This is a genomic window from Stenotrophomonas sp. 2619 (assembly GCF_040548725.1).
In the GTDB taxonomy this organism is placed as follows: Bacteria; Pseudomonadota; Gammaproteobacteria; order Xanthomonadales; family Xanthomonadaceae; genus Stenotrophomonas; species Stenotrophomonas maltophilia_AP.
Genome location: NZ_JBEPSF010000010.1, coordinates 1 through 25982, shown reverse-complemented (window position 1 = coordinate 25982; position 25982 = coordinate 1). Strand labels below are relative to the sequence as shown.

At 68.0% G+C, this 25982-nt stretch carries 22 protein-coding genes; 9 read left to right on the top strand and 13 right to left on the bottom strand.

Annotated elements, in window-relative coordinates; genetic code table 11:
- The first annotated feature begins 94 nt into the window (after positions 1-94).
- Both ABIA71_RS11400 and ABIA71_RS11395 read left to right on the top strand, forming a co-directional pair.
- Entirely contained in the window at positions 95-2968 is a 2874-nt protein-coding gene (locus ABIA71_RS11400) for a TonB-dependent receptor plug domain-containing protein (RefSeq protein WP_354285290.1), read from the top strand.
- 324 nt (positions 2969-3292) lie between these two features.
- On the top strand, positions 3293-3919 hold the full coding sequence (locus ABIA71_RS11395; protein WP_354285289.1) for a LysE family translocator: 627 nt from the start codon (positions 3293-3295) through the stop codon (positions 3917-3919).
- A 25-nt stretch (positions 3920-3944) separates the two neighbouring features.
- Here the strand turns inward: ABIA71_RS11395 and ABIA71_RS11390 are convergent, their stop codons facing one another.
- Positions 3945-4580 (bottom strand): TetR/AcrR family transcriptional regulator, encoded by a 636-nt coding sequence (locus tag ABIA71_RS11390; RefSeq protein WP_354285288.1) that lies wholly within the window; start codon positions 4578-4580, stop codon positions 3945-3947.
- A gap of 129 nt (positions 4581-4709) precedes the next feature.
- Here ABIA71_RS11390 and ABIA71_RS11385 point away from each other — a divergent pair, with 129 nt between their 5' ends.
- Entirely contained in the window at positions 4710-5366 is a 657-nt protein-coding gene (locus ABIA71_RS11385; RefSeq protein WP_354285287.1) for an O-methyltransferase, read from the top strand.
- Between the two features lie 26 nt (positions 5367-5392).
- Positions 5393-6259: an SDR family oxidoreductase gene (locus tag ABIA71_RS11380; protein WP_354285286.1), complete on the top strand. Its 867-nt coding sequence runs from the start codon at positions 5393-5395 to the stop codon at positions 6257-6259.
- A 170-nt stretch (positions 6260-6429) separates the two neighbouring features.
- Here the strand turns inward: ABIA71_RS11380 and fhuE are convergent, their stop codons facing one another.
- Positions 6430-8574: a ferric-rhodotorulic acid/ferric-coprogen receptor FhuE gene (fhuE, locus tag ABIA71_RS11375; protein ID WP_354285285.1), complete on the bottom strand. Its 2145-nt coding sequence runs from the start codon at positions 8572-8574 to the stop codon at positions 6430-6432.
- A gap of 325 nt (positions 8575-8899) precedes the next feature.
- On the opposite strand from fhuE, the gene ABIA71_RS11370 reads away from it, so the two are divergent.
- The gene (locus ABIA71_RS11370; protein ID WP_128097984.1) at positions 8900-9379 is read left to right on the top strand and encodes a VOC family protein; all 480 of its coding nucleotides are present in this window, start codon (positions 8900-8902) and stop codon (positions 9377-9379) included.
- 59 nt (positions 9380-9438) lie between these two features.
- Positions 9439-9927 carry a LuxR family transcriptional regulator gene (locus ABIA71_RS11365; protein ID WP_502961236.1) on the top strand — a complete coding sequence of 163 codons (489 nt, stop codon included), beginning with the start codon at positions 9439-9441 and terminating at the stop codon, positions 9925-9927.
- 44 nt (positions 9928-9971) lie between these two features.
- On the opposite strand, the gene ABIA71_RS11360 is transcribed toward ABIA71_RS11365, so the two are convergent.
- Positions 9972-10442 (bottom strand): Lrp/AsnC family transcriptional regulator, encoded by a 471-nt coding sequence (locus ABIA71_RS11360; RefSeq protein WP_128097982.1) that lies wholly within the window; start codon positions 10440-10442, stop codon positions 9972-9974.
- Positions 10443-10515: 73 nt separating this feature from the next.
- Between ABIA71_RS11360 and ABIA71_RS11355 the strand changes: the two genes are divergently transcribed.
- Positions 10516-11385: an EamA family transporter gene (locus ABIA71_RS11355; RefSeq protein ID WP_354285284.1), complete on the top strand. Its 870-nt coding sequence runs from the start codon at positions 10516-10518 to the stop codon at positions 11383-11385.
- Positions 11386-11648: 263 nt separating this feature from the next.
- On the opposite strand, the gene betA is transcribed toward ABIA71_RS11355, so the two are convergent.
- The 7 genes from betA to ABIA71_RS11320 all read right to left on the bottom strand — a co-directional run bounded on the left by betA (position 11649) and on the right by ABIA71_RS11320 (position 20648).
- The gene (betA, locus tag ABIA71_RS11350; protein ID WP_354285283.1) at positions 11649-13322 is read right to left on the bottom strand and encodes a choline dehydrogenase; all 1674 of its coding nucleotides are present in this window, start codon (positions 13320-13322) and stop codon (positions 11649-11651) included.
- Between the two features lie 25 nt (positions 13323-13347).
- A complete protein-coding gene (betB, locus tag ABIA71_RS11345) occupies positions 13348-14820 on the bottom strand; it encodes a betaine-aldehyde dehydrogenase (protein ID WP_354285282.1) in 1473 nt (490 codons plus the stop codon).
- Between the two features lie 34 nt (positions 14821-14854).
- Positions 14855-16834, bottom strand: coding sequence for a choline BCCT transporter BetT (betT, locus tag ABIA71_RS11340; protein WP_128097979.1), 1980 nt, complete (start codon positions 16832-16834; stop codon positions 14855-14857).
- 526 nt (positions 16835-17360) lie between these two features.
- On the bottom strand, positions 17361-18098 hold the full coding sequence (locus tag ABIA71_RS11335; protein ID WP_181394082.1) for an endonuclease/exonuclease/phosphatase family protein: 738 nt from the start codon (positions 18096-18098) through the stop codon (positions 17361-17363).
- Positions 18099-18151: 53 nt separating this feature from the next.
- Positions 18152-18979 (bottom strand): thiol:disulfide interchange protein DsbA/DsbL, encoded by an 828-nt coding sequence (locus tag ABIA71_RS11330; protein WP_354285281.1) that lies wholly within the window; start codon positions 18977-18979, stop codon positions 18152-18154.
- 124 nt (positions 18980-19103) lie between these two features.
- On the bottom strand, positions 19104-19748 hold the full coding sequence (locus ABIA71_RS11325; RefSeq protein WP_354285280.1) for a thiol:disulfide interchange protein DsbA/DsbL: 645 nt from the start codon (positions 19746-19748) through the stop codon (positions 19104-19106).
- A 105-nt stretch (positions 19749-19853) separates the two neighbouring features.
- Entirely contained in the window at positions 19854-20648 is a 795-nt protein-coding gene (locus tag ABIA71_RS11320) for a c-type cytochrome (protein WP_038686267.1), read from the bottom strand.
- Between the two features lie 153 nt (positions 20649-20801).
- Between ABIA71_RS11320 and yihA the strand changes: the two genes are divergently transcribed.
- The gene (gene yihA / locus ABIA71_RS11315; protein WP_038686269.1) at positions 20802-21425 is read left to right on the top strand and encodes a ribosome biogenesis GTP-binding protein YihA/YsxC; all 624 of its coding nucleotides are present in this window, start codon (positions 20802-20804) and stop codon (positions 21423-21425) included.
- Positions 21426-21670: 245 nt separating this feature from the next.
- On the opposite strand, the gene ABIA71_RS11310 is transcribed toward yihA, so the two are convergent.
- The 3 genes from ABIA71_RS11310 to ABIA71_RS11300 all read right to left on the bottom strand — a co-directional run bounded on the left by ABIA71_RS11310 (position 21671) and on the right by ABIA71_RS11300 (position 24275).
- Positions 21671-22648, bottom strand: coding sequence for an MBL fold metallo-hydrolase (locus ABIA71_RS11310; RefSeq protein WP_354285279.1), 978 nt, complete (start codon positions 22646-22648; stop codon positions 21671-21673).
- Positions 22649-22746: 98 nt separating this feature from the next.
- Complete coding sequence (locus tag ABIA71_RS11305) at positions 22747-23577, bottom strand: helix-turn-helix transcriptional regulator (RefSeq protein WP_354285278.1); 831 nt, start codon at positions 23575-23577, stop codon at positions 22747-22749.
- Complete coding sequence (locus ABIA71_RS11300) at positions 23577-24275, bottom strand: VIT1/CCC1 transporter family protein (protein WP_354285277.1); 699 nt, start codon at positions 24273-24275, stop codon at positions 23577-23579. Before ABIA71_RS11300 ends, ABIA71_RS11305 begins: the two co-directional genes overlap by 1 nt.
- A 201-nt stretch (positions 24276-24476) precedes the next feature.
- Between ABIA71_RS11300 and ABIA71_RS11295 the strand changes: the two genes are divergently transcribed.
- The gene (locus tag ABIA71_RS11295) at positions 24477-25841 is read left to right on the top strand and encodes a glutamate--cysteine ligase (RefSeq protein WP_354285276.1); all 1365 of its coding nucleotides are present in this window, start codon (positions 24477-24479) and stop codon (positions 25839-25841) included.
- Positions 25842-25982: the final 141 nt, after the last annotated feature.

Here is a 25982-nt window from a genome sequence, read left to right as displayed (position 1 = left end):
GACCGTGGTTTTACCGTTTGTTTACAAAGGAGACGTTGCCGCCATGCAGGGGGGCGCGGCAGCCCAGCCCAACATTCCTTTGTGGAGAGAGCGAATGAACGACCTGCACCACCGCCCCTTGGCGGTCGCTGTATCGCTGTGTCTGTTGTTGGCAGTGCCCGCCCTGGCCGGCGCGCAGGAAACGCCCCGTACCACCACCGAGCTGGATCGCGTCGAGGTGACCGGCAGCCGGATCAAACGCGCCGAAGTGGAAGGGCAGGTGCCGATCCAGACCCTGACCCGCGCCGAGATCGAGCGCACCGGCATGAACTCCATTGGCGAAGTGCTGCAGCAGCTGACCGGGTCGGGGTCGGCGCTGAACGCCAAATTCAATTCCTCCGGCAACTTCGGCTTCCCGCCCGACGGCAGCGGCGTGGGCGCCGGTTCGGCCCAGGTCGACCTGCGCCACCTGGGCGCCAAGCGCGTGCTGGTGCTGGTGGACGGCATCCGCTGGGTCAACGAATCCTCGGCGTCGGGCGTGGGCGCGGCGACCGATCTCAATACCATTCCGCTGGCCATCGTCGAGCGCATCGAAGTGCTCGAAGACGGCGCGTCGTCGTTGTACGGCTCCGACGCCATCGCCGGCGTGGTCAACATCATCACCCGGCGCGAATTCGACGGCGGCCAGGTCACGCTGAACTACGGCGAATACAGCAAGGGCGACGGCACCCAGAAGGGCGTGGACCTGGCCTGGGGCACCAGTGGCGACCGCTACACGCTGTTCCTGGGCGCCAGCTGGACCAAGCAGGACCCGGTGTACGCGCGCGACCGCGAGCAGTCGCGCTTCCCGATCCCGGGCACCGGGCTGGCGTTCGGCAGCGGTGGCATTCCGCAGGGCCGCTTCGCCTTCGTCGACCCCAACACCGGCGCCGAGCAGGACATCGTGCCCAACACCGGCGTGAGTAATCCGCGCTACGACGGCAGTGCCGGGTGCAGCCGTACCGACGACTACCACTGCTTCACCTCGGCCGACCGCTTCAACTTCGCCGAATACAACATGGTGCTGACGCCGTCGGAACGCAAAGGCATCTTCGGCCAGTTCCGCTTCGACATCACCGACAACGTCCAGTGGTACATCAAGGCGCTGGGCAACCGCCGCGAGTCGACCAACCAGGCCGGTCCCGAGCCGCTGTTCTTCGGCCCCGATGGCGCCACCGGCAACCCGCTGGCCGACAACATCGTGGTGTCCGCGCTCAACCCGTACAACCCGTTCGGATTCGACCTGGTGTCCTCGGGCAACATGAGCCTGATCGGCCGGCGCCCGGTGGAAGGCGGCGCGCGCATCTTCGAGCAGGAGGTCAACACGCAGTACTTCGCCACCGGCCTGGTGGGCCAGTTCGAGGCCGGCAGCCGCAGCTGGTTCTGGGACGTCAACGGCATGTACAGCAAGAACAAGGCCGAACAGACCAACTACGGCAGCTATGACATCTTCAAGGTGAACATGGCCCTGGGCGATCCGGCGGTCTGCGCGGCCACGCCCGGCTGCGTGCCGCTGAACATCTTCGGCGGTGCCGGGTCGATTACCCCGGCGATGCTGGACTGGATCCAGCCGGTGGTGCGCGACCGCAGCCAGAACGAGTTGAGCCTGTTCACCGCCAACCTGAGCAGCGACCTGTTCACCCTGCCGGCCGGCCCGGTGTCGTTCGCCACCGGCTACGAGTACCGCAAGTACGAGGGCCGCTACGATCCCGATCCGCTCACCGTGATCGGCCATTACAACGGCGTGCCGTCGCTGCCCACCTCCGGTTCCTACGACGTCAATGAGGCATACCTGGAGCTGAGCGTGCCGATCTTCGCCAAGAGCGCGATCGGCGAGAAGCTCGACCTGAGCCTGGCCGGGCGTTACTCGGACTACTCCACCTTCGGCGGCGAGTTCACCCCCAAGTACGGCCTGCGCTGGCAGGTGACCAACGACTTCGTGCTGCGTACCAGCTACGCCGAAGGCTTCCGCGCGCCGTCCATCGGTGAACTGTATGGCTCGGCGGCGCGTGCCGACCTGCAGCTGTTCGACCCGTGCTCGATCGGCCTGGGCGGCACCGCGCCGCGTGGCAACCCGGCCAACTGCGCCGCGCTTGGCGTACCCACCGGCTTCCAGCAGGCCAACTCGCAGATCTCGGTCACCACCGGCGGCAACGCCGAACTGGATCCGGAGCGCTCGCGCAGCTTCAGCGCCGGGTTCGTATGGAGCCCGTGGTTCGGCAACGATGCGTCGTGGTCGGAGCGCTTCGACGTGGAAGTGACGTTCTACCGCCACACCATCGAAGGCGCCATCCAGGCCATCAACGCGCAGACCCAGCTGGACCTGTGCGTGGACACCCTGGACCCGGTCTACTGCGACGGCATCAGCCGCGCCTCCACCGGTGCGGTGAGCAGCTTCAACAACCGCCTCACCAACCTGGGCTCGATCAAGACCGACGGCTGGGACGTGGACCTGTTCTGGACGTTCCCGCAGAGCGACATCGGCCAGTTCAAGCTGGGCTGGCAGAACACCTTCGTGGGGCGCTATGAGGCGCTGGGTGCGGCGGGCCAGCGGCAGCCGCAGAAGCCCGGCGTGGAAGTGGCCGACAGTTCCATTCCGGAGTGGACCAGCAACGCGACGCTGAGCTGGGCGCTGGCCAACTGGAGCGCATCGTGGACCGTGCGGCACATCTCCGAGCTGACCGAAGACTGCGGCGACGCAGTGGCCTTCCCGGTGTGCAGCAACCAGCAGGAGGGCACCAACACGCTGGACGCCACCACCTTCCATGACCTGCAGGTGGGCTACAAGGTGGACTGGATGAAGGGCCTGCAGCTCAGCGCCGGCTTGAACAACGTGTTCGACAAGGATCCGCCGATCTGCCTGTCGTGCTCGCTCAACGGGTACGACGCGTCCACCTACGACATCCCGCGTGGCCGCTACTGGTACCTGCGCGCGGACCTGCGGTTCTGATCCGGCGCTGACCCATCGACCACGGTCCGGCACCCGGGCCGTGGCCGCTGGCGCCCCGTAGAGCCGGGCTCTGCCCGGCTGTCCATGCGGGCGTTAGCCGGGCAGAGCCCGGCTCTACGTTGCTGGCCGTACCGATCGCGCGGCGGGCGGTAGCCGGGCAGAGCCCGGCTCTACGTTGCCCGCCGTACCTATCGCAGCCGGGCGGACAATCCTGTTGCGCGTGCCGGCCATTGTGGGGGGGCTGGGCGACCGGTGGCGGCGGGGTCAGGCATCATGTGCAGCCGGGCACAGCCCGGCGTCATTCCCCTTCAGAACGTGGTTGCCATGAACCTGCATACCTGGTGGATCTTCGCCGTCACCGTGTTCGTCCTGTGCGGCACGCCGGGCCCGAACATGCTGCACGTGATGACCCGCAGCGTACGCGTGGGCTTCCGCCGCAGCATCGCCGCCATGGCCGGGTGCCTGAGTGCGCTGGTGTTGGCCCTGTCGATTTCCGCCGCCGGGCTGGGCGCGGTGCTCAAGGCCTCACCGATGGTGTTCGACGTGCTGCGCTATGCCGGCGTGGCCTATCTGGTCTATCTGGGCATCAAGGCCTGGCGCGGCGGCGATGCGCCGATCGATGTGGGCAGCACCGCGGCGATCGCACCCAGCAAGCGCCGAATCCTGTTCCGCGATGGGTTCATCATCGGCATCAGCAATCCGAAGCTGCTGCTGTTCGCGTCGGCGTTCCTGCCGCAGTTCGTCGACCTGACCCAGCCGCAGCTGCCGCAGTTCGTCATCCTGGTAGGCACCTTCGCGCTGATGGAAATGTTCTGGTACGCGGTGTATGCCGCCGGCGGGCGTGGCCTGGCCGGCTATCTGGCGCGACCGGGCCTGCGCAAGGTATTCGACCGCGTGGTCGGCACCATCTTCATCGGTTTCGGGCTGGCGTTGCTGCGCGCCCGACCGTGATGCCAGCGCCGGCCAGCGGCCGGCATTACCCGCGGCAGCCGAGTGCGCGCAGGTAGGCACAGAACATGTCGGCCATTGCTGCGGCGTAGGCATCGATCGCCGCCGCCGAAGGGGCGGTCAGCGAGAACTGCTTTCCCACCGTGCTCAAGGTCGTGCCGATCAGATCCACGGCCACGCGGCGGGTATCGACGCTGGCCTCGGGAAGGGCATCGCACATGAACGCGGCCAAGCTGGCCTGCCCGCTGGCCCGGGCCTGCCGGGTTTCGGGTGCATCGCGGTAGAGCGGGGCGGCGTCGCTCAAGGCCACGCGCATCTGTGCTTCTTCGCACTCGGAAAGGACGAAGGCGTGGACCAGGCGGCGCAGCCGCTGCAGCGGCGGGGTGGCCGTGTCCTCCAGCGTGCTGCGCAGCACATCGCCGGTCTGCGCCCATTCCTCGGTCTGCAGGCGGAACAGGATGGCGGCCTTGTTCGGAAAGTACTGGTACAGCGAACCGATGCTCACCCCGGCCCGTTCGGCTACCCGCGCGGTGGTGAAACGGGCCGCGCCCTGCTGGGCCAGAACCTGAGCAGCCGCCTGCAGAATCACCGCCACCAACGCGTTCGAGCGTGCCTGGCGGGGCTGCTTTCGTGAGGAAATTCGCGGGGTTGCAGGGTCTTTCATGGGCGCCTGGAGGAGTGCGGGGAATGCGAATAGTGGCGATCGTGGATCGGTCGTATTCTGGAAATGCGACGAATCACTCGCATTCTAGGTGCCGCACCTCCTGCGCTCAACCGCCCTCACAGGACCCCCATGAACACCCTTCTCAGCTCTCCCCTTGCGCCCCTGCTGGCGCGCCTGTTCGACGCCGCCGAAGCGGCCACCGCCCCGGCCCTGGCCGACCTGTCCGCCAGCGAACGCGACCGCCTGCTGCACAGCCGCACCGAGTACCTGGCGCTGTATACCCGGCTCAAGGACCTGTGGCTGCCGGTCTCGCGCGAGACCGGCACGCTGCTGTACATGCTGGCGCGCAGCAGCGGTGCACGCGCCATCGTGGAATTCGGCACCTCGTTCGGCATCTCGACCCTGCACCTGGCCGCTGCGCTGCGCGACAACGGCGGCGGGCGGTTGATCAGCAGCGAGTTCGAGCCGGGCAAGGTGCAGCGCGCCCGCGCCCATCTTGCCGAGGCCGGCCTGGACGACCTGGTCGAGATCCGCCAGGGCGATGCGCTGCAGGCCTTAAGCGATGACCTGCCTGGCGCCATCAACCTGGTCCTGCTGGACGGCGCCAAGGCGCTGTATGTCGACATCCTGGCCCTGCTTGAAGACCGCCTCGCGCCCGGCGCGTTGATCGTGGCTGACAACGCCGACGACGCACCGGACTACCTGGCCCGTGTGCGCGCACCGGGCAGTGGCTACCTGTCCGTGGCCGTGGGCGACGACGTCGAACTGTCGATGCGCCTGGTCTGACTTCTCTCGCTACAAGGAAATCCAACATGCATGTCTTCGTCACCGGTGCGACCGGTTGGGTCGGCTCGGCGGTGGTCCATGAACTGCTCGCCGCGGGCCACCGCGTTACCGGGCAGGCCCGCAGCCCGGACAAGGCCGCTGCGCTGCGGGGCCTGGGTGCGGGCGTCGTCCAGGCCACGCTGCAGGACCTGGATACGCTGCGCGATGCGGCGGCCGCTGCGGATGCGGTGGTGCACACCGCGTTCGATCATGACTTCGCCCACTTCATCGCGCACTGTGCGCAGGACCAGCGCGTGATCCAGGCACTGGGCGAGGCATTGCGCGGTACCCGGCGCCCGCTGCTGGTCACCTCCGGCCTGCTCGGCGTGCGCCGCGGCGGCAACGAGACCGACCTGCCCGATCCCGCCTCACCGCGCAGGTCCGAACCTGCCGCACGCGCCCTGGCAGACGCCGGCATCTGCGCGGCCACCGTGCGCCTGCCACCGTCGGTGCACGGGCTGGGGGAGCACGGTTTCGTGCCGATCCTGATCGAACTGGCGCGCCGTACCGGTGTGTCGGCGTATCTGGACGAGGGCCAGAACTGCTGGTCCGGCGTGCACCGGCACGACGCGGCGCGGGTGTACCGGTACGCGCTGGAGCAGGGCGCACACGTGCCGGTGTACCACGCCATCGCCGATGAAGCGGTGCCGTTCAAGCAGATCGCCGAGGTCATCGGGAAACACCTGAAGCTGCCGGTAGCCTCGCGCGGTGCCGAACATTTCGGCTGGTTCGCGCGGATGGCGGGTGCGGACATGGCCGCGTCCAGTTCGGCCACGCGCGCCCTGCTGGGATGGGCGCCGGTGGGACCGGAGTTGATCGCCGACCTGGACCAGCCGGGGTATTACGCCCGTTGAGGGGGGCACCGCACCCAACCGGTAGAGCCACGCCATGCGTGGCTGCACACTTGTCGCGCGTCGCGCATCGTGCAAAACGCAAAACGCAAAACGCAAAACGCAAAACGCAAAACGCAAAACGCCGGGCAATGCCCGGCGCTCTGTGCTGCCACCTCGCAACCAATGACCGGTCAGAACGACCAGTTGAAGGTGATGGAACCGTTGCGGCCGTCGCCGTAGCCGCCATACCCGCCGATCTGCGCGTAGTACTTCTTGTCCAGCAGGTTGTTGAGGTTGGCCTGCACGCTGAACTGCGGCGCCAGTTTGTAGCGCACGAACGCACTGACCAGCGCGTAGCCGTCCTGCTCCACGCGACCCACTCCGCTCACCGCGTAGTAGATCCCGTTCTGCCAGTTCACGCCGCCGCCCACGGTCAGGTCGGTCAGGGTCTGCGGCGTGTAGCTGGTGAACGCCTTGATCGCAGTCTGCGGCAGGCGGGTATTGATATCGCTGCCGGTGACGTCCTTGGCCACGTAGCGCGACGCGCCGAAGCTGGCATTCCAGCCCGGGGCCAGCTCGCCGTTGAGCTCGAATTCGAAGCCGCGGCTGACCGTACCACGTGCAGCGATGTAGGCAAATTCGCCCGCCGAACCCCCTTCCACCAGGTCATCGGTGATCTGGCCGACGTTGTCCTGCTCGATACGGAACACCGACAGCGAGGCGTTCAGGCGGCTGTCGAACCATGCACCCTTGACGCCCACTTCGTAGCTCTTGCCATCCACAGGGTCCAGGTAGCTTCCCTGGCGATTCTTCAGCGTCTGCGGCTGGAAGATCTCGGTGTAGCTGGCATAGGTGCTGTAGGTGTCGTTGAGGTCGTAGACCAGACCTGCGTACGGGGTGGTGACCTTGTGCTGGCGATCGTTGTCCTCGCCCTCGCTCTTCCAGTCGGTGTAACGCGCGCCAAGGATCAGCTTCAGCGGGTCGGCCAGCGACAGGCGGGTGGCCGCATAGCCGGCCTTCTGGGTGATGGTGCCCTGGCTCTGCAGCGGCAGGGTGGCGGCCCAGTTCGGCTCTGGGAACGTGCCGGTCCAGCCCAGGTAGTTGTCCAGCGGTGCCCAACCCATCTGGAAGTCACCGTAGTTGGCGTACTCGCGCTTGTTGTAGCTCAGCCCGGCCATGAACTGGTGCTCGCGGCCGAACAGCTGGAACGGACCGTCCACGTAACCGTCCACGGCATCCACCTTGCGGTGGGTGTTGTAAAACCCGGCCATCGGCGTGATGCCGGCGCCGGTGTCCTTGTTGAAGGCGGTGTAGGACGGGTAGAACAGCTTGTCGTTGGCGTCCGTCTTGTCGTGCGTGGCGCCGATCTTGACCTTCCAGTCGTTGGCGAAGCTGTGCTGCAGGGTGGCGAACAGGCGCTTGCTCGTGGTGTCCCAGTAGGTCCAGTCCGGGGACGGATTGAACGCGGTGGAGTAGTTAGTCGGGGTGCCGTCGGAGTAGATCATCGGGAAGCCGCCCCAGGTCGCGCCGTTGGCACGCTTCTGCTGGTAGTCGTAGCCGACGCTCAACTGCGTGTCCGGCGTCAGATCGGCATCGATCACCGCATAGCCCAGCGTCTTGTGCTGGTTGTAGCGGTCCATCTGCGCGTCGGTGTCCAGGTAGCTGCCGATCACGCGGCCGCGCACGGTGCCGCTGGCATTCAGTGCGCTGCCCACGTCCACGGTGGTGCGGGTGCGGCCATAGCTGCCCACGTTGAGCGACACGCTGCCGGTGAGTTCGGCGCTGTCGGCGTGCTTGCGCACCAGGTTCACCGACGCGGACGGATTGCCGGCGCCGCTGAGCAGGCCGGTGGCGCCGCGCACCACTTCCACGCGGTCATACAACGCCAGGTCCAGGCCGGAATCGCCATAGCTCCAGTTCTGCACCATCTGGGTGGGCAGGCCATCGAACTGGTAGCTGTCGATATAGAAGCCACGCGCGTAGAACTCGGTGCGCTCGCTGTCGGACTGGGTGCTGGTGACGCCGGTGGTGTTGGCCAGTACGTCGAGGATGTCGTCCAGGTTCTGATCTTCGATGCGCTGGTGGCTGATGATGCTCACCGACTGCGGGATTTCGCGCGGCGCCAGGTCGAAGCGGGTGCCGGCCGAGGTCTTGCGCACGGAGTAGCCTTCGGCGCGCTCGCCCTTGACCACCACCTTGTCCAGGGTGGTGGCGTCGGCAGGGACGTCCTGTGCGAACGCGGGGGCAGCGCCCAGCGCGCACAGCGCAGCGAGCAGGGCCTGGGTCAGGCGGGCCTGCGGCAGCAGGCGGGGCAGCACAACGGAAGAACGGGTCATCGGCGGTTCCAGGGCGGCAGCACGCACATGGCCGACATCCTCGGTGGCCCGGCGCGCTGCAGTGGGTGGGGGTCAGTACGCGGCTGGCGGAGGCCTTGCAGGACAAGGCGCGGGCGCAGGCACTGATCGCCGCAGCGCCTCCCTGGCGCGGACGGGATAACGCCATGTTAATGCGAATCAGTCGTATCAGCAATTCGGACGGTTCTGCCGGGCCGCCCCCGGATATCGCCTAAGGCCTTGCCACGCCTGGGTCCGGGCCGGCAGGGCAGCCGCTTAACATCCCCGGTCGTAGGCTGGCGACACTTGATCGCTGCAGGAGACCGCCATGGTGGCCAGGAACACGATCTGCCTCTGGTTCGACGGCACCGCGCTGGACGCGGCCACGTTCTACGCCCAGACCTTCCCCGACAGTGCGGTTAACGCCGTGCACCATGCGCCCAGTGACTTTCCGTCGGGCAAGCAGGGCGACGTGCTGACCGTGGACTTCACCGTGGCCGGCATTCCGTGCATCGGTCTCAATGGCGGGCCCGCGTTCAAGCACAGCGAGGCGTTCTCCTTCCAGATCGCCACCGACGACCAGGCCGAGACGGACCGGCTGTGGAACGCCATCGTCGGCAACGGCGGCCAGGAAAGCGCCTGCGGCTGGTGCCGCGACAAATGGGGCCTGTCCTGGCAGATCACCCCGCGCGTGTTGACCGAGGCGGTCACCAGCGAGGATCCGGGCGTGGCCAGGCGCGCGTTCGAGGCGATGATGACCATGCGCAAGATCGATGTAGCGGCGATTGAAGCAGCCGTCCGGGGCTGACCTCGCCACCGTTGCCCGTGCACGGCTCACGTCGTGCATTCATCCATGAAGGAGCTTCCATGAAGAGGATGTTCGCCGTCTGCCTGACCACGGCCTTGCTGCAGGCCGCGCCGCTGGCGCTGTTTGCCGCCACGCCTGCCGCGTCTCCCCTGGCCGGGCGCTGGGCCATCGATGTCGCCACGTTGCCGATGCCGGCGGCCGACCGACCCAAGAGTGTGCTGCTGGAATTCAAGGATGCGGGCGCAGGCCGCTGGACCACCCGCGCGGAGATCGTCGATCCGAAAGGCGGAAAGATGACCGCCAACAGCACCCTGCCGCTGGATGGTACGCCCGGCCCGATCGTCGGCAACTACGGCGCCGACGTGGCCTCGCTCAGCATGCCCGCGCCGAATGTACTGGTGATGCAGCTGGTGGACCACGGCACGCCGGCGTCCACGCGCATCTATACCGTGGCCGGCGACGGCAACCGGATGACCGAGTCGAAGGCGTTCTTCAGCAAAGACGGCAAACCGATCCTGATGACGATCCACTTCACGCGCGTGCCCTGAGGGCGCGGGTTGCCGGTGCAGCCGTGCAAGGCGCGCCGGCAGTCCTACAGCGGTACGTCCAGCCCCCGTTTCAACGTGCTCAGCGCCACCGCCGTGCGGTAGCGCTCGATGTTGTCGTCATTGCCGAACAGGCGCTCGCTGATGGCCTCGTACTCCTCCATGGAGGCGGCGGTGAGAATCAGCAGGAAGTCGGCGTCGCCGGTGATCGCATAGCACTGCTGCACGGCGGGGTCGTCCTGCACGCGGCGGCGGAACGGGGCCACACGATGCGGTTGTTCGCTGCTCACGCGCACCTCGACCATGATGGTCAGCGGTCGGCCGAGGCGGCTCTGGTCGAGCACGGCGACATTGGCGCGGATGAAGCCGGCCTCCTGCAGGCGCTTGATCCGGCGCTGCACCGCCGGTGCGGACAGGTGCACGCTCTCGGCGATCTCACGCTGGGCAGTGGTGTTGTCACGCTGCAGGATGGCCAGGATGGCGCGGTCGAATTCGTCGGGGGCGTACGCGGCGGTCATGGGTGAGTGAAACATGCAGGAAGGCCCCTGCAATTGAGCATCTCCTTCGGCCCCTACGCAATATGCTGGCCGGATGTCGACCTCCCGCTACGCTTCGCTCATTCCCGTCCTGGCCGTGCTCGGCTCGGTCACCGCCCTGTCCGTGGGCACCTCCTTTGCCAAGCAGCTGTTTCCGCTGATCGGCGCGCAGGGCACCAGCGCGTTGCGCGTGGGGTTCTCGGCGCTGGTGCTGCTGGCGGTGTTCCGGCCCTGGCGCTGGACCACCACGCGCGCCGACGCCGGGGCGATCCTGCGCTACGGGATCACGCTGGGGGTAATGAACCTGCTGTTCTACATGGCGCTGCGCACGATTCCGTTCGGCATCGCGGTGGCCATCGAGTTCTGCGGGCCGCTGGCGGTGGCGATGTGGTCCTCGCGCCGGCCGATCGACTTTGTCTGGGTGGGCTGCGCGGTGGTCGGGTTGCTGCTGCTGTTGCCGCTGGGCCACGGCGCGCCGCTGGATCCGGTGGGGGTGATGTTTGCCTTGGGCGCGGCGGCCTGCTGGGCGATGTACATCATCTTCGGCAAGCGGGCAGGGCATCTGCATGCGGGGCACACGGTGTCGCTGGGGCTGTGCGCGGCAGCGCTGGTGGTGGTGCCGGTGGGCGTGGCGCATGCGGGCATGGCATTGCTGGACCCGAAGATCCTGCTGTTCGGGCTGGGTGTGGCGATTGTCTCCAGCGCGATTCCGATGTCGCTGGAGATGATGGCGTTGAAGCGGCTGCCGAAGGAGACCTTCGGCATCCTGATCAGCATGGAACCGGCAGTGGCCGCGCTGCTGGCGATGGGGCTGCTGGCCGAACACCTGACCCCGCTGCAATGGGCCGCCATCGGCTGCACGGTGGTGGCGTCGGTGGGGAGTACGGTGACGGCACGGCGGGTGGCGCCGGTGATGGCGGCGTAGCGCCGGGCTCTGCCCGGCTGCGTGGTGCCGGAATACGGGGCAGCCGGGTAGCGCCGGGCTCTGCCCGGCTGCGTGGTGCCCGAATACGGGTCAGCCGGGTAGCGCCGGGCTCTGCCCGGCTGCGTGGTCCCGGAATACGGGGTAGCCCGGTAGCGCCGGGCTCTGCCCGGCTGCGTGGTGCCCGAATACGGGGTAGCCGGGCAGAGCCCGGCTCTACGGGGCGCGTGGTGCCGGACCGGGTCGCAGCCGGGCAGAGCCCGGCTCTACCGGTTCCTTACCGGCGCGTCTCCGGCTACGTAATAGTCCGCCGTGCTGCGTGGCAGCGGGGCGCGGCCGCGGATGCGGTCGGCGATCTTCTCGGCGATCATGATGGTGGTGGCGTTGAGGTTGCCGGTGATGATGCGCGGCATGATCGAGGCGTCCACCACGCGCAGGCTTTCCATGCCGTGCACGCGGCCCTGGCCGTCCACCACGCTCATTGCGTCGGTGCCCATCGCGCAGGAGCACGACGGGTGGTAGGCGGTCTCGGCACGGGCCCGCACGAACGCATCCAGCTCCGCATCGGTCTTGCAGTCCGCACTCGGGCTGATCTCGCGGCCACGGTATTCGTCCAGCGCGGGCTGGGCGATGATCTCGCGGGTGATGCGAATGGCGTCGCGGAATTCCTGCCAGTCCTGGTCGGTGGACTGGTAGTTGAACAGGATCGACGGATGCGCATGCGGGTCCAGCGATTTCGCATGCACGCGGCCGCGGCTGGGCGTGCGCATCGACCCCACATGCGCCTGGAACCCATGTTCCTTGACCGCATTGGTACCGTTGTAATTGATCGCCACCGGCAGGAAGTGGTACTGGATGTTCGGCCACTCGAATTCGTCGCGGGTGCGGATGAAACCACCGGCTTCGAACTGGTTGCTGGCACCGATGCCGGTGCCGGCAAACAGCCACTCCGCGCCGATGGCCGGCTGGTTCCACCACTGCAATGCCGGGTACAGCGACACCGGCTTCTTGCAGGCGTACTGCATGTACACCTCCAGGTGGTCCTGCAGGTTCTCGCCCACGCCGGGCAGATCGTGCACCAGCGGCACGCCGAGCGCGGCCAGCAGCGCCGGGGCGCCCACACCGGAGCGCTGCAGGATCTGCGGCGAGGCGATGGCGCCGGCGCACAGCAGCACCTCGCGGCGTGCGGTGGCGTCGATCGGCGTGGCGCTGTTGCCGGCCAGGTAGCGCACGCCCACCGCGCGCTTGCCGGCGAACAGGATGCGGTCGGTGGTGGCATGCACCACGATCTCCAGCCCGGCGCGGTCCTTGGCCATGTCCAGGTAGCCGCGTGCGGTGCTCGAGCGGCGGCCGCGCGGGGTCACGGTGCGGTCCATCGGGCCGAAACCTTCCTGCTGGTAGCCGTTGAGGTCGTCGGTGCGCGGGTAGCCGGCCTGCACGCCGGCCTCCACCATCGCGTGGAACAGCACGTTGTTGCCGTTCTTCGGCGTGGCCACGCTGACCGGGCCGTCGCCGCCGTGGTAATCGTTGGGGCCGATGTCGCGCGTTTCGGCCTTGCGGAAGTACGGCAGCACGTCGTGGTAACTCCAGTCTTCCAGGCCGTCGAAGCGGGCCCAGTTGTCGAAGTCCAGCGCGTTGCCGCGGATGTAGCACATGCCATTGATCAGCGACGAGCCGCCCAGGCCCTTGCCGCGCCCGCACTCCATGCGCCGGTTGTCCATGTGCGGTTCCGGCTCGGTTTCATAGGCCCAGTTGTAGCGGCGGCCCTGCAGCGGGTAGGCCAGCGCGGCCGGCATCTGGGTGCGGAAATCCAGGCGGTAGTCGGGGCCGCCGGCTTCCAGCAGCAGCACGCTGACGCCGGCGTCCTCGGTGAGGCGCGCGGCCAGCGTATTGCCGGCCGAGCCGGCGCCGATGATGATGTAGTCGTACTCGCGCTTCATCGCGGGGGTCTCCTGTCAGGCCGGTTCAGAACACCGACGCGTAGCGGTCCAGTTCGATCTGGATGGACTTGGTGCGGGTGTAGGCGCGCAGCGTGGCCAGGCCGTTCTCGCGGCCCACGCCGGACTGCTTGTAGCCGCCCACCGGCATCTGCGCCGGCGATTCGCCCCAGCAGTTGACCCAGCAGATGCCGGCCTCCAGCTGGTGGATCAGGCGGTGCGCGCGGCTCAGGTCGCCGCTCACCACGCCCGCGGCCAGGCCGTACTCGGTGGCGTTGGCGCGGCGCACGGCCTCCTCTTCGGTCTGGTAGGCCAGCAGGCTCAGGACCGGCCCGAAGATTTCCTCGCGCACGATGCGCATGTCATCACGGCAGTCGCTGAACACGGTGGGGGCCACATAGCAGCCCTTGCCCAACGCACCGTCGGTGAGCCGCTCGCCACCACAGACCAGGCGTGCGCCCTCGGCCTTGCCGCTGGCAATGTGGTCCAGCACGCGCTGCATGTGCGCGGCGCTGACCAGCGGGCCGAAGTTGGTGTCCTCGTTCAACGGATCGCCAATGCGGATGCGCGCGATCCGTTCGCTCAACGCCTGCTCGAAGTCGGTGAGCAGCGCCTGCGGCACGAACACCCGGGTACCGTTGGTGCAGACCTGCCCGGAACTGTAGAAGTTGGCCATCATCGCCACGTCGGCGGCGAGCTCGATGTCGGCGTCGGCGCAGACGATCAGCGGCGACTTGCCGCCCAGTTCCATGGTCACTTCCTTGAGGGTGGAGCTGGAGGCGCTGGCCATCACCTTGCGCCCGGTGCTGGTGCCACCGGTGAAGGAGATCTTCTCGATGCCGGGGTGCTCGGTCAGTGCCGTGCCCACGCCCGCGCCATCGCCGGGCAGCACGTTGAACACGCCATCGGGCAGGCCGGCTTCGGTGAAGATCTCGGCCAGCTTCAGCGCGGTCAGCGGGGTCACTTCGCTGGGCTTGAAGATCATCGCGTTGCCGGCGGCCAGCGCCGGGGCGGCCTTCCACAGGGCGATCTGGATCGGGTAGTTCCATGCGCCGATCGCGCCGACCACGCCCAGCGGCTCCTGCCGGGTGTAGAAGAAACTGCCGTCGCGCAGCGGCACCTGGCTGCCTTCCAGCCCGTGCATCACCCCGGCGTAGTACTCGAGCACGTCGGCGCCGGTGACGATGTCCACGCTGCGGGTTTCGCTGAGCGGCTTGCCGGTGTTGAGCGTTTCCAGCTCGGCCAGCGCGTCGTTGCGCTCGCGCAGCAGGGCGACGGCGCGCAGCAGGATGCGCGAGCGTTCCACCGTGGTCAGTGCGGCCCACACCTTCTGGCCGGCCTGTGCACTTTCAACGGCCGCATCGAGGTCGTCGCTGTTGGCGCTGTGCACCTTGGCCAGCACCGCGCCGGTGGCCGGGTTGACGACCTCGAAGGTGCGTCCGCCCTGCGAGGGAACGTAGCGGCCGCCGATGTAGAGCTGTTGGTCGGGGAATGTAGGCATGTTGATGACTCCTTTGCAGCGGGAGACCAGCGGTTCAACGGGTCAGATGCAGGAACTGCAGGTGGCGCTCGTACTGGTCGATGATGTCGTTGATGATCTGCTGCCGGCTGTAGCCGAACAGCTCGTAGTCCTGTCCACCTTCATAGAGGTGCACTTCGGCGCGGTAGTAGCGCAGGTTGCGGAAGCGCTGTGCGGCGAACGACGGGGTGAGGTAGCCGCGCATGATCACCTGGTAGGTGAACACCTGCTGCTCGCCATGGTCCACGGTCAGTTCCATCTGGCCGGGCTCGAACTTCGTCTGTACGTCCAGGCCCTGTTCGCCCAGCTGCGCGGCCACCGCTTCGATGGCCGGTTTCACGTCGGTGTCCATGAACCGGTACACCTCGTCGCGCACCGGGAAATGCACGGCCTGGGTGATGCGCTGGCGCCAGCCACGCTGGTGCCGCGACTGCCCGATCAGCGGTATCGGCGAATACTGCGAGGCCTTCTTGCGTTGCGACTCCTCGCCCAAGGCGCGGGTCAGCCCCCAGATCATCAGCAGCAGCACCACCGAGAACGGCAACGAGGCCAGCACCACCGCCGACTTGAGCGCATCCATGCTGCCGGCCAGCAGCAGGCCGGCGGTGACCAGCGCGGTCATCACCCCCCAGAACACGCGCAGCCAGCGCGGGCCGTCGTCTTCCGGGGCGCCGCCATGCGAGGACAGCGTGGACAGCACCACCGTGCCCGAGTCGGCCGAGGTGACGAAGAACACAAAGCTGACGATCACCGTGACCGCGATGACCGCGCGGCTCCACGGATAGCTTTCCAGCAGCGCGTACAGCACGGTGGGCGGGTTATCCACCGCCATCTGCGCCAGGTGCGCGTGGCCGTGGTGCAGGATCTGGTCCAGCGCGCTGTTGCCGAAGATCGACAGCCACGCCAGGGTGAAGCCCAGCGGGATCAGCAGCACACCCAGTACGAACTCGCGGATGGTGCGTCCGCGCGAGATGCGCGCGATGAACAGCCCCACGAACGGCGCCCAGCCGATCCACCAGGCCCAGTAGAACACCGTCCAGTTGCCCAGCCAGTCCGGACGACCGCCGTAGGCATACACGTCGAAACTCTTGCCGACCACGTTGCCCAGGTAGTCGCCCATGTTCTGCATGAGCGCGTTGAGCAGGTATTGGGTGGGGCCGGCGAACAGCATGAACAGCAGCAGGCCGATCGCCAGCAGCATGTTGATGTTGGACATCCAGCGCACGCCTTTTTCCACGCCGGACACGGCCACGGTGATGGCCGCGCCCATCATCAGCACGATCAGCCCCACCTGCACCCAGGCCGCATGCGGCACCGGGAACAGGGTGTTGAGCCCGGCGTTGAGGTGCAGCACGCCAAAGCCCATGTCCGCGCCCAGCCCGAACACGGTGGCCACGATGCCCAGCGCATCCACGGTGTAGCCGATGGGCCCGTTGATGCGCTTGCCGATCAGCGGATACAGCGCCGAGCGCAGCGCCAGCGGCAGGTTGTGGCGGTAGGCGAAGTAGGCCAGTGCCATGGCAGCCAGCGCGAACACGCCCCAGCCGTGCAGGCCCCAATGCAGGAACAGCAGCTGCATCGCCTGGCGCGCGCTGGCTTCGCCTTCGCCCACGCCGCCCTGTGGGGGCAGCAGGTAATGGGTGAGCGGTTCGGACACGCAGAAGAAGAACAGCGTGATGCTGATACCGGCGGCGAACAGCATGCCGGCCCAGGACAGATAGCTGAACTCCGGTTCGTCGTGATCCGCGCCCAGCTTGACGTTGCCGTAGCCGGACAAGGCCACGCCCACCACGAAGACCAGGTACACGGTCATCGCCAGCAGGTAGTACCAGCCGACGTTGCGCGACGCCCAGGTCTGCGCGTCCAGCAGCAGGCTGCCGGACTGGATGGGAAACGCGGCGACCAGAATGGCAAATGCCGCCACGATCGTGGCGGCAAGCAGGAAGACCGGTCGAAGCGTGCGTACCTCGTAGGGAGGCGACTCCACAGCGCTCATGGGGAGGGAAGGCTCTCGATGCCGAACTCGGCAGACCCGGAGCATTAGCGCACAGCGGCTGTGGAGGGGCTGTTTACGCGCCCGCCACGCGGGCTGCGTCGCCCCACCATCGCGGACATGCAACAGATCGTAGCGCCGGGCTCTGCCCGGCCGATCGGCAACGTAGCGCCGGGCTCTGCCCGGCTGTCGGGAAATGCAGCAACGTAGCGCCGGGCTCTGCCCGGCTGTCGCGGAGATGCAGCGGGGCAGTCGCGGAGATGCAGCGGGGCAGAGCCCCGCTCTACGGATTTTGACGCAGCGGGGTGATCGCGGACGTGCAGCGGGTCGTAGCGCCGGGCTCTGCCCGGCCGATCGGGAAATGCAGCAACGTAGCGCCGGGCTCTGCCCGGCCGTTGCGGACATGCAGCGGGGCAGAGCCCCGCTCTACGGATTTTGATGCAGCGGGGCAGAGCCCCGCTCTACGGATGTTGACGCAGCGGGGCAGAGCCCCGCTCTACGAATCTGGTGTAGCGGAAATCCGGACGTGTCAGCGCAGCGCGTGGCTGGGTACGTCGATTTCCATGGCCAGCGCCAGGTGGTCCGAAAACGCGGCCGGGACCGCTTCGGCGCTGCGTTGCTGCAGGCCGGTGCTGAGCAGGATGTGGTCGATGGCCCGGTCCGGGCGCCAGCTCGGGAACGTCGGCACCGCGCAGCCCGGCGGTTGCAGCGTGGTCTTCTGGTACAGCGCCTGCATTTCGGGACGGTCGGCCAGGCAGTTGAAATCGCCCATCAGCACCGCGTTGGGATGGTCGGTAAGCAGGTCGGCAATGAAGGCCAACTGCGACATCCGCGAGTTGGTCCCCAGCGACAGATGCGCCACGGCAACGGCCAGGCCTTCACTACCTTCGCCGAACTTGGCCAGCAGCACGCCGCGCCCGCCGATGCGGCCGGGCAGGGCGTGGTCCTGCACTTCCACCGGTTCCAGCCTGCTCAGCAGGCCGTTGGCGCTGGATGCCACCCCGCCCATGCGGCGGTTGGGCTGGTGGCTCCAGTAATTGAAGCCGGCGCGCTCGGCCAGGTAGTGGGTCTGGTTGGTGAAGCCCGAGCGCAGGCTGCCCGGATCGGCCTCCTGCAGGCCGACGATGTCATGACCGCGCGCCAGCTGGGCAATGGCGTCCAGGCTGGTGCGTTTGCGCCCCGCCGGCAGCGCATGCGACCAGCTGCGGGTCACATAGTCACTGTAGCGGCGGGTGCTGCTGCCGGCCTGGATGTTGGCCGTCAGCAGGCGCAGGGTCCGCGTGGTGGGGGAATTCACGACGGTGGCAGGCTCGGTAGAAATCAGTTGCCCTTGGCGGCGCGTTCGCGGGCGATCAGGTGATCGGCGATGCGCAGCATGTCGGGGAAGCTCTTGCCCTTGACCAGGTACTTGCCATTGACGATCACCGACGGCGTGCCGGTGATCTGGCTGCGCTGGGCGAACTGCTTGGCCGCGTTGGTCTTGGCATTCACCGCGAAGCTGCTCATGGTGCTGGCGAACTGCTTGGCGTCGGCACCGTGCTTGGCGTAGAAGGCGGCGATGTCTTCGACCGAATCACGACCGCGCTCGCCCTTCAGGGTCTGCTCGGCGTGGATGGCCGAATACAGCGCTTCATGGGTCTTTTCCTGCAGGCCCATGCTTTGTGCCGCATAGAAGGCACGCGCGTAGTTGTCCCAGGTGCCGCCGAACATGGCCGGTACGTAGACGAAGTTCACGTCGCTCGGCAGACCGGCCTTCCACGGCCCGATCAGCGGCTGGAACGCGGCGCAGGCCGGGCACACGTAACCGAAGATCTCGGCCACTTCGATCTTGCCGGCGGCCGGCTGGAACGGCTGGCCGTTTTCGATCAGCACGTAATCGGTGCCTGCCACCGGCTCAGGGCCGGTCGGGCGCGAGGACGCCGCAGCCGGGGCCGGGGTGGTCGCGGCGGCCGCGGCGGTTTCCGCGGCGGCGGTGTCACCGCTGGCAGCGGGTGCTTCGGTGGCCGGCGCGGCCGGCTCGGCGGCCGGGGTGCTGCTCGGGGTGGCCGGTTCGGTCGGGGCAGTGGTGTTGGCGGTGCCGTCCTGGGCCTTGCAGGCCGCCAGGATCGGCAGCAGGGCCAGCAGCGAAATCGCGAAACGGGTCTTCATCTAGGCATCTCCAGCGGATGAACATGGTGGGGCCGGCACCCGGGGTGCCGGCCAGAGGGGAATGATGGCATGCGCCAACGCGCGTCCGGCGTGGACGGTGTGTGACGGTTCAGCGAGCCTGCACTCAGCGCGTGCGTTCGCTGCGGGCCTTGACGATGAGGGCGTCGGCGTTGCGCAGCAGCGCCTCGAACGAGTCACCCTTGACCAGGTAACGGCCATTGATCACCAGGGCCGGAGTGCCGGGCACCTTGGTGCGCTGGGCGAAGGCGCGGGCGGCCTTCAGCTTCTGCTCGACCGCATCGCCCTTGATGGTGGCCAGGAAACGCTCCGGTGCCACGCCGTAGTCCTTGTAGAAGACGGCCAGTTCGTCCGGCGAGACGTTCTGCATGGGCAGGCTGTTCTTTTCATGCAACGCCTCGAACATGGCGCGATGGCTGCGCTTGGCCACGCCCAGCTGGTCGGCGCTGAAGTAGGCGCGTGCGAACGAATCCCAGACACCGCCGAACGCGGCCGGCACGGGGGTGAAGCGCACATCCTTGGGCAGCTTGGCGGCCCAGGCTTCCAGCTGCGGCTCGAAGCGCGCGCAATGCGGGCAGGTGTAGCCGAACATTTCCACCACTTCGATCTTGCCGGCCAGCGGCGCATACGGGCCCGGCTGTTCGATCAGTTCGTAGTCGGTGCCTTCGACCAGCGCGACCGGCGCGGCCGCCAGCGTGGACAGGGGGCTCAGGGCCAGCAGCAACAGCATCAGGCGGGGCATCAACATCATCTACATCCATCTCCATCGGAAAAAACAACGCCGGCCCAGTGCCGGCGTGGCGGTGAACATAACCCGCCACGGGGGCGGGGCGGCCATTGCGCCGCCGAGCGGTCTTTACGGGGCCTTCGCCGGTTGTGCGGGGGTGGCCGAGGCGACATCGTCGGCGCGGTTGTGCAGGCCCTGCAGGTAGCTGCCCAGGGCCTGGATCTCCTGCTCGGTCAGCTGCTTTGCAATGGTGGCCATGATCTGGAAGTGTGCCTTGTCGGTTTCCTGGGTGGTGCCGGCCTGGTACTCCTGCAGCCGGCGCGCCACGTAGGCCGCATGCTGCCCGCCGATATGCGGGTAGGCCGGGCCCGGGTTGCCGGCGCCGGTGGGACCGTGGCAGGCCATGCACGCCGGGATGCCGCGTTCGGCATCGCCCCCGCGATACAGCTGCTGCCCGATCTCGTAGAACTTCTTGCCGGCGTACGGACCTTCGCCCACCAGCCCATCGTCGGCAAGCCCGGCGCTGGCCTTCTGCGTTGCGAAATACGCACCGATGTCGCGCATGTCCTGCGGAGTGAGGTCCTGCACGAACGGCACCATCGCCGCCGAGGCCCCGGAGGTGCGCTGGCCGTTGGCGATCAAGGCCATCTGCTGGGCGGTATAGCGCTCGCTCTGCCCGGCGATGCTGGGATACATCTCCACGGTGGAGTTGCCATCGGCCGAGTGGCAGGCGGCGCAGGCGGCGGCCTTGGTCTGGCCGGCCTTGGCATCCCCCCAGGTGGTCTTGCTGAAATCGACCTCCAGCGACGCGGTCTTGATCGGCCCGTTGTCAGGCAGGGGCGTGATCGAGGTCTGAGCGACCGCAACAGCGGCCAGCAGCGATACAGCAACAGCGGAAACGGCAAGAACGCGAGCGTGGCGCATGCGGAAGCTCCGTGTGGACCGGCCTGGCAGGTGCAGGGTGCACCCGCGGGGATCGCCCGATTATCCATGCGCTTTCACGCCACGGTCAACGCAGGGTGCAGCAAAACCGGCCGCGGCAGCGCGGATCCGGCCCGGACATGCGATCCTATGGGCATGTCATTGCTCCTCGAACGTGCCCACTATCTGCTTTCGGCCCACAACACCCGGCAATTGCCGGAGGATGTCGGGGCCGAAGTTGCCTTTGCCGGGCGCTCCAACGCCGGCAAATCCAGCGCCCTCAACGCCCTGACCCGCCAGAACAGCCTGGCCCGGGTCTCCAAGACCCCCGGCCGCACCCAGCAGCTGGTGTTCTTCGAAGTCACCCCGGAGGCCAAGCTGGTCGACCTTCCCGGGTACGGCTACGCCAAGGTGCCGCTGGACCTGCAGGCCCACTGGCAGGCCTTCATCGACCAGTACTTCCGCACCCGCGAGGCGCTGCGTGGCCTGGTGGTGGTGATGGACATCCGTCACCCGCTGAAGGACTACGACCGCCAGATGCTGGCCTACGCTGTGCAGCGCGGCCTGCCCGCGCACGCGCTGCTGACCAAGGCCGACAAGCTGGGCCGTGGCCAGCAGGGCATCGCCCTGCAGAAGGTGCGCAAGGAACTGCAGTCCTCGTTCGGCGACACCGTCAGCGTGCAGACCTTCTCCGGACCGGCCCGCCAGGGCGTGGACGAAGCCCGCGGCATCATCGGCGGCTGGCTGGGCCTGAACAAGCCGGCCCCCGAAACCGCGTAACACCGCGCAGCCCCGTAACCATGGGCCGGGGTACCGGCCAACGGCGCACGCATTCCGGTAATGCCGGCCGCTGGCCGGCTCCGTAACGGTGCGCGGATCCCGGTAGTGCCGGCCGCTGACCGGCTCCCGATAGATCCGGCCGAAAGAGGAGCCGGCCAGCGGCCGGCACTACCCGGTCAGCGTGCGGGCCGCCAACGAACGGCGGTCAGCTCGCGGCCCGCCGACGAATGCCGCGCACCCCAGGGTCAACGGCCCGGCAACGGCGCGAACTCCCCCGGTACCCACGCAAACGCCTCGCCCTCGCGCCGCACGTGGCCCAGCCCCGGGAACGGCAGGTGCGCACCGGCCACCCACCAGCCCCCGTCCGCGGCCTGGGCCATCATTGCGCGGCGGCTGGCGACGGCGGCCGTGCGGTCGCTGTCGGCCTCGTAGGCCGCCTGGGGCTGGGCGAACTGCACCGCGTGGAAATGCACGATGTCGCCCCACACCAGCAGCGACGGGCCGTTGCCGGCGTCCAGCTTCCACGACACATGGCCCGGCGTATGTCCATGGCTGTCCAGCGCGGTCACCCCCGCCGGAAGCACCTGCCCCGGGCTGAAACGGCGCAGCTTGCCTGCGGCCTCGTAGGGTGCCACCGCCTTGCGCGCCAGCGCGAAGGCAAAGCGCACGCCCTGCGGCGCGGTGGCTTCGCTGGCCGGGTCCAGCCAATAGGCCGCGTCGGCGGCCGACAACCAGACCGTGGCGTTGGGGTAGGCGACCTTGTCCTGCGCATCCAGCAGCCCGCACAGGTGGTCCGGATGGGCATGGGTGAGCAGCACGTCGTCCACCTCGGCCGGGTCGTAACCGGCCGCGCGCAGGTTGCCCAACACCTGGCCCAGGCCGGGCCCGAAGCAGGTGGCGGTGCCGGTATCCACCAGGGTCAGGTGGTTGCCCCGCTGCACCAGGTAGGCGTTGACTGCGGTCTGCAGGCCCTTGCCGTCTTCGGGCACATACCGGTGGTCGAGCAGGCGGGTCACCGCGCCCGCCTCGATCCCGGTCAGTTCCTGCCGGCCCAGTGCCACGGTGCCGTCGAACAGCGCGGTGACCTGCAGCGTGCCGATCTGCTGGTGGTAGACGCCGGGCACCTGTGCCGAGGGCGTGTGCGTGGTGGTGGCCAGGGCGGGGCTGGTGGCCGTGGCCACCAACAGGGCAGCGGCAAGGAAGCGAACGCGAGGAAGGCGCATGGCAGGGTCTACGCAAGGCGGCGGTGCCGCGGTGTCTCCATGCTGCGCGCGCACGTCGCCGCGTACTGCTCAGAATGCGCCGTGATCCGCTCGCCGGCTCAACTGTTGCCGATTGCCCCCGGCTCCAGCCCGTAGCGCGCGGCGAAGCGCTTGTTGAAGCTGCCCAGCGAGCGGTAGCCCACGCGCGCGGCCACGGTCTTCAACGGCAGCTGCGTGGTGTACAGCAGGTTCATCGCGTGCGCCAGGCGTGCATCGGCGATCAGCGCGCGCACGCTGGCCTGCTCGCTGGCCAGCCGCCGCCGCAGCGTCGCACCACTCAGCCCCAGCTGCGCTTCGAAGTCGCGCGATTGCCAGTCGCGTTCGGGCTGGGCGGCGATCAGGTCACGGATGCGCTCGCCCAGGCTCGGCTCGGGGGGCACCAGCAGGCTGCCGTGGCCGCGCCGGCAGAATGCCAGCACCAGCGCGGCCAGCGCGAGCCGGGCCTCGGTGTAGCGCGCGTGTTCCAGCGCCTGGCGCCATTGCCGCAAGGTGTCGCCGTGGTCGTCCAGCGACAACCGCGCCAGCGCGTCGCCGGCCTCGGGCAGCGGTTCGTTCCAGAGCACGCGCGCGGCCGCCAGCGCCTCGCTGCACAGCGGCACGATCGCGCTGAGGTACACGCCGCTGTGCGGATCGGGAATGTTGACCACGTCGATGCGGCAGCGGCGGGTGATCAGGAAAAGATCGCCGGGCATGAACGTGAGCGACTGCGTGCCACAGGTCACCTGCTTGCGCCCCTGCAGCAGGATCGCGAACTGCGGCTGCGGGATGTCCACCGACGAGGCGCCGTGTTCGCGGCGCGCGGTGACGCACGCGTAGCCGTCGGCACGCGCGCAGGTAGCCAGGCTGGCCATGTCGTCCAGCAGCGAGGCCGGGTGGAGGAGGGCGTTCATCAGTGCGCAGTATCGAACAACTGGCCGATCAGTGCTGCGGCCGCCATCGCCAATGCGCCCCAGAACATTACCCGCACCGCGCCGCGCAGCGGCGGTGCGCCCCCGGCACGCGCGGCCATCGCGCCGGTCAGGCCAAGGCCGACCAGGGTGGCGGCGGTGGTGACCTGTGCAACGTACACGTGCGGCGCCAGCAGCGCGGTCAGCACCGGCAGCGCCGCGCCGCAGATGAAGGCACCGGCCGAGGCCATCGCGGCCTGCAGCGGGCGTGCGCGCAGTTCCTCGGTGATGCCCAGCTCGTCGCGCGCATGCGCGGCCAGGGCATCGTGGGCGGTCAACTGCACCGCCACCTGCTGGGCCAGGTCGGGGGTCAGGCCGCGATGCCGGTAAATGGCCGCCAGTTCCTCCAGCTCGCTGTGCGGGTCTTCATGCAGCTCGCGTTTCTCCACCGCCAGGTCGGCATGCTCGGTATCGACCTGCGACTGTACCGACACATACTCGCCGGCCGCCATCGACATGGCCCCGGCCACGGTGCCGGCGATCCCGGTGGCCAGTATCGTGGTGGCACTGGCACCGCTGGCGGCAATGCCGACTACCAGCCCGGCCACCGAGACGATGCCGTCATTGGCGCCCAGCACGGCGGCCCGCAGCCAGCCCACGCGGTCGGAGCGATGTACTTCCGGATGTCTGGATCGGCTCATGGGGGCAGTGTAGGGCGCGCCCGCCGCGCGGGGCGAAATGCGTCGCAACGGCGCTGCGGCCCGGTCAAGCCCATTTTCATAGGATGCTGAAAACCGTCACGGTGACGCGACGGTGGGGGACGCCACGATATAGTGCGCCCTTGCGATGCGGGGGCTGCAACCCCACATCCCCGCCCTGACCAGAATCCTGCGAGCCTCCCCTTGTCGAGCCCCAGCCACGTCGCCGAGACGCCGATCACCGACCGAAATGAACTGGTCGCCACGTTGGCCTCCGGCGAAAAGCCCAAGGCGCAGTGGCGCATCGGCACCGAACACGAGAAGTTCGGCTTCCGCCTGGACGACCTGCGCCCGCCCACCTTCGACGGCGACCGCGGCATCGAAGCCCTGCTCAACGGCCTGACCCGCTTCGGCTGGGATCCGGTGCAGGAAGACGGCCGCACCATCGCGCTGCTGCGCGACAACGCCTCGGTGACGCTGGAACCGGCCGGCCAGCTGGAACTGTCCGGCGCGGCGGTGGAAACCATCCACCAGACCTGCGTGGAAACCGGCACCCACCTCAATGAAGTGGCGCAGGTGGCCGGCGAACTGCAGCTGGGCTTCCTGGGCATGGGCTTCCAGCCCAAGTGGACCCGCGACGAGATGCCGTGGATGCCCAAGGGGCGCTACAAGATCATGCGCGAGTACATGCCCAAGGTCGGCACGCTGGGCCTGGACATGATGACCCGCACCTGCACGGTGCAGGTCAACCTGGACTACGCCACTGAAGCGGACATGGTGAAGAAGTTCCGTGTGTCGCTGGCGCTGCAGCCGATCGCCACCGCGCTGTTCGCCGATTCGCCGTTCACCGAAGGCGCGCCGAACGGCTACCAGAGCTACCGCTCGCACATCTGGACCGACACCGACAACGACCGCACCGGCATGCTCGACTTCGTGTTCGAGGACGGCTTCGGCTACGAGCGTTACGTCGACTACCTGCTCGACGTGCCGATGTACTTCTCCTACCGCGATGGCAAGTACAACGATGCCAGCGGCCAGAGCTTCCGCGACTTCATGGTCGGCAAGCTGCCGGTGCTGCCGGGCCAGCTGCCCACGCTGCGCGACTGGTCGGACCACATGACCACCGCCTTCCCCGAAGTGCGCCTGAAGAAGTACCTGGAAATGCGCGGTGCTGATGCCGGCCCGTGGAGCCGCCTGTGTGCATTGCCGGCGTTCTGGGTGGGCCTGCTGTACGACGATGCCGCACTGGATGCGGCCTGGGAACTGGTGCGTGATTTCAGCCTGGTCGAGCGCAACGTGCTGCGCGACGGCGTGCCGAAGCATGGGTTGAAGCTGCCGTTCCGCAACGGCACCGTGCTGGACCTGTCGCGCGAGGCGCTGAAGATCGCCGTGGCCGGCCTCAAGCGCCGCGCCGCGCGCAACGCCGATGGCCAGGACGAAAGCAAGTTCCTGGACGTGCTGCAGGAGATCGTCGATTCCGGGCTGACCCCGGCCGACCGCAAGCTGGCGCTGTTCCACGGCGAGTGGGGCGGCAACATCGATCCGGTGTTCAAGGAATTTGCGTACTGAGTGGGATAAAGCGGTAGTCGGTGGGTCGGGCGCTAGGGCCCCATACCCTTTCCGGCGAATGTCCTCCGGCGTCGGCCTGCGGCCGCCCCCTCCCCCTTTACTTCGCCTCCAAGGGTATGGGACCCCAGCGCCCGACCCACC

Bases quoted from the DNA above. Each gene is read 5' to 3' on its own strand.
- ABIA71_RS11400 (WP_354285290.1), top strand. From the start codon at position 95: ATGAACGACCTGCACCACCGCCCCTTGGCGGTCGCTGTATCGCTGTGT.
- ABIA71_RS11395 (WP_354285289.1), top strand. From the start codon at position 3,293: ATGAACCTGCATACCTGGTGGATCTTCGCCGTCACCGTGTTCGTCCTG.
- ABIA71_RS11390 (WP_354285288.1), bottom strand. From the start codon at position 4,580: ATGAAAGACCCTGCAACCCCGCGAATTTCCTCACGAAAGCAGCCCCGC.
- ABIA71_RS11385 (WP_354285287.1), top strand. From the start codon at position 4,710: ATGAACACCCTTCTCAGCTCTCCCCTTGCGCCCCTGCTGGCGCGCCTG.
- ABIA71_RS11380 (WP_354285286.1), top strand. From the start codon at position 5,393: ATGCATGTCTTCGTCACCGGTGCGACCGGTTGGGTCGGCTCGGCGGTG.
- fhuE (WP_354285285.1), bottom strand. From the start codon at position 8,574: ATGACCCGTTCTTCCGTTGTGCTGCCCCGCCTGCTGCCGCAGGCCCGC.
- ABIA71_RS11370 (WP_128097984.1), top strand. From the start codon at position 8,900: ATGGTGGCCAGGAACACGATCTGCCTCTGGTTCGACGGCACCGCGCTG.
- ABIA71_RS11365 (WP_502961236.1), top strand. From the start codon at position 9,439: ATGAAGAGGATGTTCGCCGTCTGCCTGACCACGGCCTTGCTGCAGGCC.
- ABIA71_RS11360 (WP_128097982.1), bottom strand. From the start codon at position 10,442: ATGACCGCCGCGTACGCCCCCGACGAATTCGACCGCGCCATCCTGGCC.
- ABIA71_RS11355 (WP_354285284.1), top strand. From the start codon at position 10,516: ATGTCGACCTCCCGCTACGCTTCGCTCATTCCCGTCCTGGCCGTGCTC.
- betA (WP_354285283.1), bottom strand. From the start codon at position 13,322: ATGAAGCGCGAGTACGACTACATCATCATCGGCGCCGGCTCGGCCGGC.
- betB (WP_354285282.1), bottom strand. From the start codon at position 14,820: ATGCCTACATTCCCCGACCAACAGCTCTACATCGGCGGCCGCTACGTT.
- betT (WP_128097979.1), bottom strand. From the start codon at position 16,834: ATGAGCGCTGTGGAGTCGCCTCCCTACGAGGTACGCACGCTTCGACCG.
- ABIA71_RS11330 (WP_354285281.1), bottom strand. From the start codon at position 18,979: ATGAAGACCCGTTTCGCGATTTCGCTGCTGGCCCTGCTGCCGATCCTG.
- ABIA71_RS11325 (WP_354285280.1), bottom strand. From the start codon at position 19,748: ATGATGTTGATGCCCCGCCTGATGCTGTTGCTGCTGGCCCTGAGCCCC.
- ABIA71_RS11320 (WP_038686267.1), bottom strand. From the start codon at position 20,648: ATGCGCCACGCTCGCGTTCTTGCCGTTTCCGCTGTTGCTGTATCGCTG.
- yihA (WP_038686269.1), top strand. From the start codon at position 20,802: ATGTCATTGCTCCTCGAACGTGCCCACTATCTGCTTTCGGCCCACAAC.
- ABIA71_RS11310 (WP_354285279.1), bottom strand. From the start codon at position 22,648: ATGCGCCTTCCTCGCGTTCGCTTCCTTGCCGCTGCCCTGTTGGTGGCC.
- ABIA71_RS11305 (WP_354285278.1), bottom strand. From the start codon at position 23,577: ATGAACGCCCTCCTCCACCCGGCCTCGCTGCTGGACGACATGGCCAGC.
- ABIA71_RS11300 (WP_354285277.1), bottom strand. From the start codon at position 24,275: ATGAGCCGATCCAGACATCCGGAAGTACATCGCTCCGACCGCGTGGGC.